The sequence below is a fragment of the Glaciecola sp. G7-5 genome (assembly GCF_055808975.1).
This window is the reverse complement of the sequence record NZ_CM147892.1, coordinates 1,735,273-1,749,594: the sequence shown is the minus strand read 5'-3', so window position 1 is coordinate 1,749,594 and position 14,322 is coordinate 1,735,273. Positions and strand designations below refer to the sequence as shown.

The 14,322-nt window shown below is 41.7% G+C and carries 11 protein-coding genes and 2 pseudogenes; 2 read left to right on the top strand and 11 right to left on the bottom strand.

The features are described from left to right. From AC0L6H_RS07595 to AC0L6H_RS07565, 7 genes and pseudogenes are all read right to left on the bottom strand, one after another. Positions 1-1,026, bottom strand: coding sequence for a tetratricopeptide repeat protein (locus tag AC0L6H_RS07595; RefSeq protein ID WP_473393548.1), 1,026 nt, complete (start codon positions 1,024-1,026; stop codon positions 1-3). Next, a pseudogene (locus AC0L6H_RS07590) lies at positions 1,023-1,976 on the bottom strand (ExeA family protein). Before AC0L6H_RS07590 ends, AC0L6H_RS07595 begins: the two are co-directional and overlap by 4 nt. A gap of 3 nt (positions 1,977-1,979) precedes the next feature. After that, positions 1,980-3,668, bottom strand: coding sequence for a pilus (MSHA type) biogenesis protein MshL (gene mshL / locus AC0L6H_RS07585; RefSeq protein ID WP_473393547.1), 1,689 nt, complete (start codon positions 3,666-3,668; stop codon positions 1,980-1,982). Further along, positions 3,665-4,135, bottom strand: coding sequence for a hypothetical protein (locus AC0L6H_RS07580; protein WP_473393546.1), 471 nt, complete (start codon positions 4,133-4,135; stop codon positions 3,665-3,667). Before AC0L6H_RS07580 ends, mshL begins: the two co-directional genes overlap by 4 nt. Beyond that, positions 4,125-4,823, bottom strand: a complete 699-nt coding sequence (locus AC0L6H_RS07575) for a hypothetical protein (RefSeq protein WP_473393544.1) — start codon at positions 4,821-4,823, stop codon at positions 4,125-4,127. Before AC0L6H_RS07575 ends, AC0L6H_RS07580 begins: the two co-directional genes overlap by 11 nt. Continuing rightward, complete coding sequence (locus tag AC0L6H_RS07570) at positions 4,820-5,440, bottom strand: hypothetical protein (RefSeq protein WP_473393543.1); 621 nt, start codon at positions 5,438-5,440, stop codon at positions 4,820-4,822. The genes AC0L6H_RS07575 and AC0L6H_RS07570 overlap by 4 nt, the downstream gene beginning before the upstream one ends. Beyond that, on the bottom strand, positions 5,424-6,488 hold the full coding sequence (locus tag AC0L6H_RS07565; protein WP_473393542.1) for a biogenesis protein MshI: 1,065 nt from the start codon (positions 6,486-6,488) through the stop codon (positions 5,424-5,426). Before AC0L6H_RS07565 ends, AC0L6H_RS07570 begins: the two co-directional genes overlap by 17 nt. A gap of 434 nt (positions 6,489-6,922) precedes the next feature. On the opposite strand from AC0L6H_RS07565, the pseudogene AC0L6H_RS07560 reads away from it, so the two are divergent. Further along, positions 6,923-7,105, top strand: a pseudogene (locus tag AC0L6H_RS07560) (PLP-dependent transferase); the annotation flags it as partial. Between the two features lie 128 nt (positions 7,106-7,233). Here AC0L6H_RS07560 and AC0L6H_RS07555 read toward each other — a convergent pair. Beyond that, entirely contained in the window at positions 7,234-8,187 is a 954-nt protein-coding gene (locus AC0L6H_RS07555) for a sugar kinase (RefSeq protein WP_473393540.1), read from the bottom strand. A 284-nt stretch (positions 8,188-8,471) separates the two neighbouring features. Here AC0L6H_RS07555 and AC0L6H_RS07550 point away from each other — a divergent pair, with 284 nt between their 5' ends. Continuing rightward, entirely contained in the window at positions 8,472-9,206 is a 735-nt protein-coding gene (locus AC0L6H_RS07550; RefSeq protein WP_473393539.1) for a FadR/GntR family transcriptional regulator, read from the top strand. Positions 9,207-9,388: 182 nt separating this feature from the next. On the opposite strand, the gene ssb is transcribed toward AC0L6H_RS07550, so the two are convergent. From ssb to AC0L6H_RS07535, 3 genes are all read right to left on the bottom strand, one after another. Next, positions 9,389-9,940 (bottom strand): single-stranded DNA-binding protein, encoded by a 552-nt coding sequence (gene ssb, locus AC0L6H_RS07545; RefSeq protein ID WP_473393538.1) that lies wholly within the window; start codon positions 9,938-9,940, stop codon positions 9,389-9,391. Between the two features lie 24 nt (positions 9,941-9,964). Continuing rightward, the gene (locus AC0L6H_RS07540; RefSeq protein WP_473393537.1) at positions 9,965-11,338 is read right to left on the bottom strand and encodes an MFS transporter; all 1,374 of its coding nucleotides are present in this window, start codon (positions 11,336-11,338) and stop codon (positions 9,965-9,967) included. 105 nt (positions 11,339-11,443) lie between these two features. Continuing rightward, entirely contained in the window at positions 11,444-14,236 is a 2,793-nt protein-coding gene (locus tag AC0L6H_RS07535) for a tetratricopeptide repeat protein (protein ID WP_473393536.1), read from the bottom strand. Positions 14,237-14,322: the final 86 nt, after the last annotated feature.

The window sequence follows — 14,322 nt, the reverse complement described above, 5'->3', positions numbered from 1 at the left end:
TTAACGCCCCATCAGTAATTTAATGCGCTCAGCCACAAATGAATCGACATTTTGTGGCAATTGATTTAACGCTTGCGCTTGTTGATATGAAGTGATGGCCTGCTTATTAAGTTTTTGTTTGTCTTGACTCACGCCAAGACCTAACCACCATTTTGCGTCACTAGGATTGCGCTGCACCAGAATCTGATAGTCTTGTTGGGCCGCGCCATAGAGACCGATTTTTTCAGCCAGCGCAGCTCTAAAACTAACGAGCTCATCGTTTGCGAGTGAATCATAAGGATGGCCAGCAAGTACCTTAAAGGCACTTTCGTTGTCACCTAGTTTAAACAAAATACGCGACTGCATAAGACGCATACTGGAGTCTGCTGGCGTGAAGCGAATACCTTGATCCAAGACTTGTTGCGCCTCAGTAAGTTGATTTTTAGAAAACAACAGTGCAGCAAGTTGCTTACGCGTACGTGTTTCTTGAGGGGCTAAAACAAGTATCTGTTTTAACAATCTGACCACTTCGGCATCGTTATTCTGCTCTGAAGCTATGTGCGCGCGGGCACGTAGAGTTGACAGCGTCGCTTGCGAACCATCGCTAGGCGCAACTTTCATATTGCCTGGTTCCACGGTTCGCGTGTTTACTTTCACTTCATTTTGCGTACTTGGAACAGCCGAAGCATATCCCAGCATAATTTCATCGCCTGGTTTTGGTAAAAAAGCTTGCGCGCTATGCATGCTTGGCTCGCGATAACTGTCAGCGCTGCTTGCTGGGGTAGTCAAACTATCGATAGAAGCATATTGATCACCTTTTTCTAAATCGATATTTTGAGAATCGCCAGAAGGCCGACTAGGTGCTTCTTGATTCACCAAATAAACGGAGTAACTAGCCGCCACAATACAAAATACGGTCAAGCAAGCAATAATACTCCACAAGGCTTTTGATGACCTTGGTGGTACATAATTGGCACTTTTTGCATTGAAGCTTTTTACATACTCGCGATTATCTAAATCGCGCAGCATTTTATTTACGACACTCATTTATTCCACTCGGTTACCAAGCTAACTAGATTCTGATATTCATGCCCAAAATTTGTGTGTACGACAACACTTGTGGTCACGATTACGCAAGCGATAGCAGGAATTGCCCAATTTAACCAAGAATTTGTGGTTAGTGTTTGTGCGGCTTCTGTATCGTTTGCGGCGATTTTTATATGTTTGTTTGAGACAATATATTTGCCTTCACCATACGCGAGCATGAGCGCTTTGTGGCATATTGTGTTAACTATCCTTGGCGTGCCCATAGAGGCTTTCAGGAGTTTTTTGCACACCGATTTTGAAAACAATACCTCAGGCTTGTCATAGCCCGCGACTTCCATTCTATGATTCACATATTGATAGATTTGATCTGCATTCATTTGTTGCAGCTCGTAAGAAAAGGTGATGCGCTGACGCAATTGGCGTAGTTCAGGGCGCGCAATTTTTTGGTTTAACTCAGGCTGACCAAAAAGCACAACTTGCATTAATTTAGCCGATTCAGTTTCTAAATTAGTCATTAGACGCAACGCTTCTATACTCTCATCAGGTAATGCCTGAGCTTCGTCAATAATAAGCACCACTGACTGTCCTGATTTACGGATTTCGACTAATTTTTTTGTATCGCTTGGGTAAATTCTTGCTGGTCAGAATTACTTGGCAAATCCACCTGCAGTTCCGCTTGCCACCGCATGACGCAACTCACTAGGTGACAAATAAGGATTGGGAATATAAGCGGCAACAAAACCTTTCGCCATCGTGTTTAATAACTTACGACAAACCAGTGTTTTCCCAGTACCTACTTCCCCCGTTACCTTAATAAAGCCTTCGCCAGAGCAAAGCGCTGTTTCAAGCACGGTGAGTGCCTCGTTGTGACTTGGCAAACCAAAAAAGAACTGTGTATTAGGGGTTAAGGTAAAAGGTAATTCTTTAATACCAAAATGATACAAGTACATTTTTTACTCCACGTATAACCAATCGGCCATTTGAGCACGACTGTTTTCAAGTTGTTCAGTCCAGGTGTTAGCGCCTACCACGGTAGGTTTTAACAATATGATTAATTCTCGTTTGGTTTCTTTTTCACGGATATTTTTGAACAGTTGACCAAAATAAGGAATATCGCCAAGTACAGGGGTTTGTGAATGCTCTTCAGTAATAATCGATTGCATAAGGCCACCAATCACTACTATCTCTCCTGAATTCGCTCTAATAATGGTGTCGGACTCACGAATCGTACTTTGCGCTAACGGCAGCACAATTTGCTCTTGATTGAGTGTTACCACTTTCTCTTGTTCCTGAGTTTCAATTACCGAAGGATGGATATGTAGCAAAATACTCCCCTTGTCGTTAATTTGAGGCGTAACGTCTAGCGCTATACCTGAAAAGAACGGGGTTAACTCAATGTCAGGCACAACCGATGTCGTGGTTGAGGTAATCGTATTTTGGCTTGAAATGTCGGTTACAAAATATTCGTCATCGCCTACTTTAATTACCGCTTTTTGGTTATTGATTGCCGTAACACGCGGGCTAGATAAGACTTGCACATTACCTTGCGTCGACAAAAGGTTTAACACACCAGAGAAGTCTTCACTTGAAAAGGTCAAGCTAGCAATGCCGCCTAAAGCAGAAGCGATACCATTTCCAAGTACGCCGGCACTGCTGTTAAAGGTAAAGTCAGTGCTACCAATGTTCCCGGCGATTTCGCTCCAATTAATGCCTTGCTGGAATTCGTCGCTTAGGGTTACTTCTAAAATACGCGCCTCGATAACAACTTGACGGGTTAAGTTATCTTCAGATGTTTTTAAGAAATGACGAATCGTTTTTAATTCGCTCGGCAATGCGCGTACCGATACCAAGCCCGCTTGCGGGGATACGAGAACCGAACGGCCATCTTTGTCTCCAAGCATGGTCATTAAACTTTTTTCTAGGTTTTCCCAGTAATTTGTTTCAATGTTGGTACTAATGGTAGTGCCGTTACCACCGCCAACGCCATTACGACTGCTGCCTGTGCCATTGCCACCTAAACCACCGCCGCCGCTGCCACTTAAATTATTTTGTGATTGGTTACTATTATTACTATTGCTACCACCACCTTGCGCTACACCACCCGAGATAATACTGGTTTGCGTAGAGCCATCACGTTGCATCATTAAGTAGTTAACGGTGAAAGTTTCAGTGCGCATGCCTGCCGGGTAAATACGATAAATCGTATCGTTCTTCTGAATATGATAGCCATAAATATCAGTAATCAATGAAAAGACTTGGTCAATAGTAACTTGCTTCAAATTGAGACTAATCGAACCACTCACTTCAGGATGTATCGCTACTGAAAACGGTGTGTCTTTAATTAAACCCGCAAAAAAACTAACAGCATCAACACCACTGGCATTGATGTCGTATTTCTCAGCTTGGAGCATAGCGTCTTGTTCGTTGCTAGGCGCATTCGCTAACAACACATCATTGACAGAATCAGGTAATTCAGTTAATTCATCCTTATCATTACGTTCTAGTTGCTGCGCTATTTCTTTCGCCAAATAATCTTCTACATGGCTTTTTTCCTGCGACGCACAGCTTATTAAGACACTTCCAAGGGCAATAACAATAAGCGATTGTTGTAATTTCTTAAAAGGGAGTTGCGTTAACTTCATTTTGTCACCTGCGTTTTAATCGAAACGGCGCCGCTAAGCTCAAGCACCATCGTATCTTCAAATGATGCAGCGTTTTTCATGGTTAAGTTTGTTCCGGTTATATTCGTCACTAGCATGTTGGCTATGGGATCGCCAGCCTTTACTACGTTTCCGTTGACCACCGCATATTGTTGCTTATCACGAGTAAATATCGCGGTGAGTTCATATTCTGGAGCGACTTCTAGCGCCTGTTTAAGTTGCTGAACAATGACACTAGGAGGCCGAGTTGGATCATTTTTTAAAGCCAGTTTATTGACTCTATGATTAGCTGTATTTCGTGGTTCTGTGTTTATTTTTTGTTGTTGAGCAGAAGCATTTTGTGACAATACACCACATACAAAAAGTAATACGCAGCTAGCCAGCGCTAAAAAAGTGTGCCGGCTCATCAATTGCTTTTTCAGATTTCGTTGTAGTTTATTAATTAACACCTATGAATGCCTCGCTCGTACTGAGTGTAAATAATGTCATTTGGGTTATCGCGTCTGGATGTTCGCTCACCTCATATGAAAGATCTTGCCAATATAGTTTCCAACCTAATGCTTCGGCCTGAGATAAAAAATCTCGAGTCGCGAAAAAACTACCTTCAAAAGTTATTTCAATTCCATGGCGGTAAATGGGCTGCTCATTGCTTTTATCAGATTTACTGTCATCGTTGTTAACACCGTTGGTGATCAGAATTTCTGGGGCAACCGACTTCATGTTAATAAGCGACAAATTGGTCGCTTTTTCAAAAAGTTGCTGCAGTAATACAGGCATTGCTTTTGGCGATACTAATTGATTGAGTTCACCCTCAAATTCGCTGTTTAAGGTAAACAAGCGTTTTTCTAAGCTATCGATTTGCTGACTAACGCGCGCATTTGGGTCGATTTGCGCCTGTTGCATGAGCTCTTGGTTACTTAGCTTTGCCATCGCCAACTGACTATTAAGACGCGACACACTGTCTTGTAGACTCATGGATTTTTTTAGCTCTGGCTCAATAAGCAGCAGAAAAAAAACAATAATAATGGTCACCGGAATAGCAAAAAATAATAGATTTTGTTCGCGCTTTTTAAGCCCATCGAACTTCGTCTTGGCTCGGGTGAGTAAACTAGGTTTTCCTTGATTACTGTTTTTCATTTTTTCACCTCAGCTCGTGCTAAGGTACTAACTTCGTTTTTATTCACACTTGTTAGCTGAAAAACTAATACAGAATCTTCACGTTCAACGCTCGCTAAGTTAAATTCTTGTCCTTTAAAAAAGTCGGTTTTGCTCAACTCACTAATCCAAATAGGCAAGGCGCGCGGCTTAGAAAGCTGGCCTTCAATATTAAGTTCATTTGGTTTCACCAGAAAATGGGTCAGCCACAATTCTGAGGAACTTGATTGCGCTAATGAATCAAACAACACTGAAAAAGAACGCTGTTTAAGCTCCGATAAATTCCGAATGTGGTTCAATAAAAGTGTACGAGCGCGTGTTTGCTCACTCAGTGTCGCCAACTTACTTTCTAGTAGCGGATCGGTCGCTCTAGCGGTAAGCGATGACGTTAGTTCGTCAATACTCGTTTGCTGCTGCTTAATCTCTTTTTTTATTTTGGTCACTGTGCTTTGTTGTTGTTGATGATAATAATTGCTCAAACCAAAAGCGCTTGTGCATAGCACAATGACAGTTAGTACTAGCCCAACAAAATGATCTCCACATACCCACTCAAATTTTGGAACGAATCCTTTGTGTAATAAGTTAATTTGTGATTTCACTAGGGGCCTCCAAATTTGTTTCTACCTTGTTAGTTTTAAGTGCTGTATCAGCTTTCTTGTTTGATACGGGCCCCGCTTCACCTTCCTTAGCATCTTTTTCTGCGGCCTCTTCTTTAGGATTATTTAGCATGGTCAACGCGCCCGTGTAAGCGGCGCCCAAACAGCTAAAACTTGCCATCTTAAAATTAAGCTCTTCAGAACAGCTAATGTCAGGCTCAAATGCTTCGCATACGACGCCCATAGATTCGGCAATACGACTCGATAAAAAACTGGTGTGGGGAGAATCTAATTTGAGCAAAATACGTCTTATAGGAGCTTGACGTAACTGACTCTCAAAGAAGTCCATTGAACGTTGTATTTGCACGCAAATTGAATCCGTTATTCCCATATCTAATTCGACTTCACTAAATCCACCGATATTTTCGAAGCCTTTTAATCGACGCGTAAAATATAGTTGGTTATTTTTGATTATATTTAAAACGACGACCTCTCCATGCTCTTGTACTAAGGTAATAACCGGTTCGTTAGAATCTTGCACCAAATGTGTTGTGGCGAGTTCTTCTACTAATATCGATTTCAGATCCAAGTCGGCCAAATAAATGACCTTGGCAAGCTTTTCAACTTCTTCTTTAGCAATCGCCACTGCCATGACTTTATTTTGACCCGCAACTTGTACTGGCAACTCTGAATAGTCATATACAATTTCTTTGTCTGAACCAGAGACTTCTTGAATTGGCCATTGTAAAGCGTCAAATAATTCGTCTTCTTTTACGTTTGGTTTGTCAACTTGGTGTATTCGATACCAATGTGATGACAAAACGAAAAAGCAAGGCGCGCCGGCCAAACCATTTTTTTGCACATATGCTGGCAGGCTGTCTTGCCAACTTTTATGGGAGAAGCTAGCGTCGAGGGCCCAAGTGTATTTACCTTTACTTTTACGCAAAGCGCAGAGCAATACCTGGTCTGCTGTAAAAGCAATGCCTACGCTATGGTAAGCTGAAGCTTTACGCAGTTTTCGTTTAATAAATTGCTTCCAACTTATTCGCATAGTGTCTGTTTAATCCAAAATGTTGTTTGTGCACAAGCTCAGTTTAAAGTGTACCTCTTTAACAGCTTGTGCCAGTATTTGCCCATACAAGTGCTTATTCGGAACGTCAAATTCATGCCACGCAGACAAAAAACCGACCTAATATGTAAGCGTAAGCAATATGTCTGCCAACCTGTATACCTAAAAAATCATCCTCACCTGTGGTATCGGCCAGAAATAAAAATTGTTTAAAACAAAGAGATAAAGCTTCTCAAATAAAATGAGAGCCTTGCATGAATACGTCATTTGTGAGACGCAACGGGGCTTGTATATCGGCAAATATATGCCGCATTATTGGTGGTAAAACGAAAAAATAGTAAAAAGGAGATACAGCAAGATCACAGGGCCTTGCAGCTTAAGGCAAACTAACTATTTTAAAATAGGCGGACAATCTAGGGATAAGTAAAAGCTTGGTGTGTCACCCTGCAAGTGCAACTCACTCGGGTGCTTCTATTGAACTTGGGAACGAATTTGGCGCCACTGATGGACTTGTTCGGTTATCGACAGACTTAGAATTTCTTAATGATTTGATCGCGGTTCTGGACCATGAATTTAGAAAAACATTTGCAATAAGATAGCAGAGCGTACCCGTTTAAATTCATGTTTAAACGGGTAACTTTTTGTATACCACAGCTTTGCATTATGCGTTCTTTTTGGTTATACGCAAGGTTAACCAAACAAAAGTAAATTATATGCACTCGTGCGACTAATTTGGTTTATTGGCCCAACATTCCTCAAAAAGCGCTGCCGGCATGATGGCTCCTGGCGTTTCAATAACCTTACTGGCTGCATAATTTGCTAGCTTAGTTGATATTTGCGGGGATAGATCCTGTAATCTTGAGCCTAAATATACACCATTAAACGCATCGCCAGCGGAAGTCGTATCGACAACCTTCGTGCTCTTAACAATATCAAACTCTTTATGGCCGTCACTGTTTATCACGTGTACTGACTTTTCGCCCTGCTTTAAGACTAACTCAGAGAATGCGAACTGTTCGCAGAAAGCTAAGCATTCCTCTACGGTATTCATTGCGTATAGCGATTTAAAATCATCTAGACCCGGCATCAACCAATCGCTGAGCGCGAAGGCTTTTTCAATTTCCTGCTTCGCTGTTTCAACATTCTCCCAAAGCGCTGGGCGGTAATTGGGATCAAATACTACTAAGGCTCCTTCTGCTTGCATCTTGCTTATTAAGGTCCATAACAATTCTCGTTCTTCCGGCTTTAATATAGCTAGCGATATGCCTGAAAAGAAGACCACGCCAGTTTTAGTATATTCGCTATGTATACGCTCTAATTGCGCAGCACTCAAACTAGAGAGGGTATACTTTGCGGCAGAATCACTGCGCCAATAAATAAAGGAACGTTCTCCGGTTTCATCGTTTACAACCATATAAGTGCCTAAGTGGCGCTTACTTGAAATGGCGACATTGTCCATATCCAAAGATTCACTAAGCGACTTACTAATAAACTCGCGACTCAACATGTCTTCACCTACGGCACTCATGAAACCAGAGGTTAATTGTGGATATGCTCGCTTCATGTAAACAGCAGTGTTATATACGTCTCCAGCGAAAGACTTCGCTAGGGTGTTATTAGCTTTATTGACTAGCTCCAGCATAGCTTCGCCAATGAATAGTACCGAGGATTTATTGTTCATTTTTCACAACGCATTATTAAAAAGTTACAGGGAAAATGGTTATACGGCCATGCGGTAATGTGGCCTTACCATTTTATTTAATAGTCATTACCAAATCAATAGTATTGGTAATGTACCATAAAAAGTGTATTCTTGAAGACTATGGTTGATACTACCGCCAATTTACTTACAAAAGTAGGGCTAATTGGCAAAGTAGGTACCTACAGAAAAAAACTAAAAAGAGGTAGGTATTGTTTAGGTAACGAAAACAGTACGCCGTGTTGTAAGATTATTAAGGTAGAACAATGAAAAATCGCCGTATGTTTTGGCACATAGTCGAAAAAATTGAAACATTAATTGATTCTGGCATGTATCCACCCGGAAGTCGATTGCCTCCGGAGCGTGAACTTGCAGAAACATTTAACGTCAGTCGCCCCACTGTCAGAGAAGCTATTATCGCACTAGAAGTGCGCGGACGTGTTGAAGTAAAAACAAGCTCGGGCGTTTATGTACTAGAAACTGAAACAGATAAAGACGCTAGCGTCAACGTAAGTGCTTTTGAATTAACCCAAGCACGTGCGCTAGTAGAAGGTGAAGCCGCCGCATTAGCTGCCATTTCAATCACCGAAGAAGAACTAGATGAACTTGCTAAAACATTAGATGATATGGAAGCGGGAAAAGAGCCCGAGAGAGCAGACAGGGCGTTTCATCTTATTATTTCAAATGCAACGAAAAACAATGCATTGTCTTTGACGGTTAAAAAGTTCTGGGCGCTGCGTGATTCACAGCCACAGATTAAAAATGCCTACAGCAATGTATGTAGTACTAGCGATAAAGATCGCCTAGAAGAACACCGGGCAATATATGTAGCCCTTAAAAAGCGAGACTCACAAAGTGCGCGCGCCGCCATGCACGCACATTTCAACCGGTTGATTAATTCTTTGTTCGCGATGAGTGAAGCAAAAGCACTTGAAGAAATGCGCAAACAGTCAACCCAAACCCGTGATTTGTATTCGATCAACCATTTGTTGAGCCAGTAGGTTTTCTTAGAGAAAGTGACTAGAGAAGATTTGCGCCTATATGCTAACTTAGTAAGGCCGCTAGCTTACACCTTAGGCTACAACGTTTTTAATTTTAAGATTGTAAGCATTAAAAACCCGCTAAAGTTAGCGGGTTAGTTTATTGTTCGTGTTTATATTGACGCCAATAACTTCATCAGAAATTAAAACGGAATATCGTCATCAAAGTCGATATCGGGTTCTGACATTTTAGGTGCTTGTTGAGGTTGCTGCTGAGGCTGCTGAGGTCTTTGATTGTAGCCGCCTTGTCCACCCTGCTGTCCACCCTGCTGTCCACCCTGCTGTCCACCCGTGTTTTGCTGTGCCGGACGTTGTTGATAACCGCCGCCACCTTGCGAATTTTGACCTCCGCCACCGCCGCCACTGCCCATCATTTGCATGTTGTCGGCTATGATTTCAGTGGTGTATCGGTCGTTACCTGATTGGTCCTGCCATTTACGTGTCTGCAATTTGCCTTCAATGTAAATTTGCGAACCTTTCTTTAGGTATTCACCAGCGACTTCAGCTAAACGACGGTACATGGTTACTTTATGCCACTCGGTACGCTCTTGCTGTTGACCCTGTTGATCTTTCCAGCTTTCGCTCGTAGCAACGCTCAAATTTGCGACAGCATTGCCGTTTGGCATGTAGCGCAACTCGGGATCATTACCCAAATTACCTACAATAATGACTTTGTTTATACCTCTTGAGGCCATTGTATTTCCTTTATAAATCTTGTTTTAGTCTTGTGCTTTGATCAACGCTCGTGCCGTTTCTATTTTAAAGGCTTTCGCATCTACCTTTAAATACATCGCATTCTCAGTAGGGTCAGCTAGTACTTCTTGTACGCCGTCCATACATTTTATTTTATCGCGCAAAGCGAGCATGCTTTGTGTGTCTCTATGACAATCTTCAAGTCTTAGTGTAACGCGTTTTATCCGTTGCGTACTAGCTAAACCTTTCGCTAATAAGCTTAACAAAAAGATCAGCACTAAGCACATGATAAAGGTATATTGTGGCGAAAAATAGCTGTTCAATAGACCAGACAAAAGGCCGCCGAGAAATGCCCCAAAAAATTGATGGCTGGCATATATACCCATCGCACTGCCCTTGCTACCTGCTGGCGATATTGAAGAAACCATTGCGGGCATTTTTGCTTCTAAAAAATTAAAGCCACTAAAAAACAAGACACCCGCAATCGCAATGCCTGTCCACGAGGGTGTTTGCACAAGTAAAAGAAGAAACGCCGACGCAACTAACAATAGGGCGAGCCGAAAGCTTGTACTCACAGGTAATTTGTCAGCGACTTTAATTAAAATGAACAGACCTAAAACTGAGACAAATAAAACGACCGAATAAAGGGCCCAATGCTCGCTTAGTGGCACATTTATGTTGACTAACATCTCCGGTATTTGGACAAAAAAACAGGTAATCAATAAATGAATGACCAAGACCGACCAATTTAACCGCCACAAATGCGAATGCCTAAACAAGGTAGACAGCAGTTTCGTCTTCGGCAGTGCATCGCCCGATGGCTCATCAACGCCGGTATTGCTTATACCAAACCTTACCAATGGGATGCACAATAATGAAAATAACGCCGTGATGAGAAAGATGCCTTGCATACCAAAATTAGCTGCAATAAGCGGCCCTATTAACAAGGCAATGTAGAAAGAAAAACCAATTGAGATGCCAATAATTGCCATCACTTTAGTACGCTGAGATTCACGCGTGACGTCGGTAGCCAGCGCCATTATTGCACCAGCGATAGCACCACTACCTTGCAATATTCGACCAACAGTAAGCAAGTACATACTATCAGCCAATCCTGCAATCAATGAACCAGATGCAAATAATAGCAAGCCCAAGTATATAACGGGTTTTCGACCCCACTTATCCGACAGCAAGCCCATAGGAATTTGGAAAATCGCTTGAGTGAGACCATAGCCACCGATGGCTAATCCGACCCAAAGAGGTGAATAATCTGGGTAGGCTTTTGCCGCTACAGCAATAACGGGGATAACCATAAACAAGCCCAGCATACGCAACACATACACCGATGCTAAGCTAATACCTGCTTGCCATTCAGATTTGCTGAGTGAGTTCGTTTCCATCTACGCTGAAAACATCCTTAAATATAGAGTAATGAGTGATTTGGCGTGTATGGTAAACTGTTCTTGGGCATATTAATAGCGTCAGATAAATACAGTAATAAAAGCCTATGGCGATGCTTGTAAAGTACGAAGCAATTCAATTGCTTCTTCACGTTGTTCAAATCGGCTGTCATGATTAAGAGCCTTCTCAAGCTCTACGATGGCTTCTCTATTGCGACCAAGTTTAGCGAGCACGTATGACAAATGGTATTGAAAATCTGAGTCAAAAGCCCGCAAAGAAATGGCTTGGCGCATCAATGCTAAAGAATCTGCGTAGCGTCCTTGTTGTGCCATTATCCATGCCTTTGTATTGACCACCGCCGCTGAACGAGAATTGATTAAATAAGCACGCTCAGCATATTGGTAAGCAACGTCTAAGTTTTGTGCCATCAACTCTATGTTTGCGAGGTTATTAAGTACATTCTCTCTCTTAGGTAAGCCCTTTACCCAAAGCAATATTTTGTAGTGAAACTTGGCTTCATCGTAGTCTGAGTTAAGCATATAAAAATCTGCGACCAAGTTGCGTATTAAATGTGAATGTTCGTATTTTATTAAGTGCTTGGTCATCACCTCTAAAAACATTTCAGGTTCAACCCCTTGGAGCGCGAGTTGGTATAGTTTTACGGCAGCTAATGCATAGGCGTTATCCAATTGATAAGCTTCTAAGAAAAACTGTTGAGCAAGTTGCAATTGCCCTTGTTGTTTCGCCACTTCGCCTTTCACAATACTAAGTAAGGGCGCATTACCATAACGCTCATCAAGTTCGGTTACTAGAGCCTGAGCTTTTTCTACATTATTCTGTAAAAGATAGATTCGTACCAACTGCACTTCGTATTCAAGGACGTCGGGCGCTAGCTCAATAGCGAGTTTTATTGATTCAGTGGCACCAACATAATCTTTTATGCCTATTTGTTTTTCAGTTAATACCGACAAGTCTTCAGGATATTCGCGCCATATACCAAAAAGTATTTTTAGCTGACTAATCGCTTTTTCGGGGCTGCGCATTTTGGCAAAGATCTCAGCCTTCGTCATAACATATTCAGGCACTAAAAAATGCTGACGCAGCAAGTGATTGATTTCACTGAGTGCCAAGGTATATTCCTCTTTGCTCATGTAAATCTTGACCAGAAGCTCTGACATCGCCTGACTTCTCTCGCCTAAAGCAGAGGTATTAAGCAATACCGTTAGTGCTTTATCATTATCATTAATTGCCATTAATAATTGCGCATATAAAAATGCGATAGAAGCAACCCGAGGATTTGCATTGTGCAAGGGTTCGACCACCGCAAGACCTTGATCATATTGCCCAGTCAGCAAATGAATACGCCCTAGTGTAAATTCAGCCTTAGTCGACGTTGCCCCCTCACTAATTATGCGATCAACAATGGATTTAGATCCCCCCACATCCCCAGACCTAAGTAACAAATCTGCTTTTATCAATCGAAACTCCTGGTTTTCAGGCTCATCTTCAATCAGCTTTTCAACCTGTGTTAGTGCAACGGCATATTGCTTATACGAGGTGTATAGATCGATAGAAGTCAATAATATAGACGGATGTTCAGCATTAGCAAAAACCGACTCATAAATTTCAATAGCCTCTTCATACTTTTCTCTGACCATCAATGAGCGCATGCGCATGAAAGTAAAACTCGCTTCGTTTCCATGTATTTTGATTAACTCATCGAGTAGCTGTTCACACTTAAAGGTTTTTTTCGCATTAATATACAGATTGCAAAGGACTAAACTGACCTTTTTATTTCCCGTTATGTAATTATCGTTTTCTTCAAGCAATAATAGCGCGTTGTAGTTTTGATTTAACTTGATATAAGTATCAGCTAGTATCCCTAAAGCATTGACGCTGTTGCGCTGCTTCACTAAATACGTCGATAAGTCGTCAACGGTCTGTTCATAGTTGCCTTCTAAATAGTTAGCCAATCCTCTGATTAAGAACAATTCATTTTTCTGACTTTTGATTTCGTCAGGGATCAAGGTTAACGACTGATTGAGTTGCGCGATAACCAAGTCAACATCGTCTAAGTCTTGTGATTCTTTGTTTAGTCGCCCTTTAAATAGCAATGCAAAAGGATCGTCGGGTGTTTGCGCTAGTATTTCTTCTATGATGACCTTTGCTTGATCGAATTCTTTGCGCTGCACGTGGCTGCCAGCCAGCGAGCGCTTTACAATCGCATCGGTAGGGTTTACTGCGTAGGCTCTCTCAAAATAAATATGCGCTAGATTGAGGTCTTTGTAGGCTTTCGCTATTTGCCCTCTAAGGTGCAAAACCCTAAAGTCATTTGGAGCAATAGCAATCAACTGGCCGACAGCTTCGTGTATTCCTTCGACATCGCGATTAAGTAAGTAAAAATAGCCCATATTAACCAGCACTTTGATATTGCGAGTATCAAGCGCTAAGGCCCTTTTATAGTAGTCTATTGCGTTGTCACGCTCACCAATATTGAGGTAGGCGTTACCCTTTATGAGATAAAAATCTATCCGGTTCACTTTGGATAGATCTTTGTCAGACATTTCTATAATTTCTTCAAATTGCTCCAGCATTAGATGCGCTTTCGCTGTCGGGAAAATAATAAGGTTTGGATCGGCGCCAGCGGCTTTCGCATCTGCAAATTCGTTGAGTGCGTTGTGAATTAGGCCTTTAGCCAACAAGACTTTACCCATTAGAATTTTAGATGAAATATTATTGGGTTCTTGTTCAAGCGCGTTTTTTAGATGAATGTAAGCTTCTTCTATATTGCCATCATAATATGATTGAAACGCTTTTTCATAGGTACCCGATGTTTGGGCAAGGGACATCGCCGAAAACACAAGTACGCTTAAAAAGACTATAACTCTTCCAATCATTAACTACTGTCTCATCTGTTATTCCGCACAACTAAAGTGGAATACGGTTTCATGCTGACATAATAATGGTGATACCTAGTGCATAG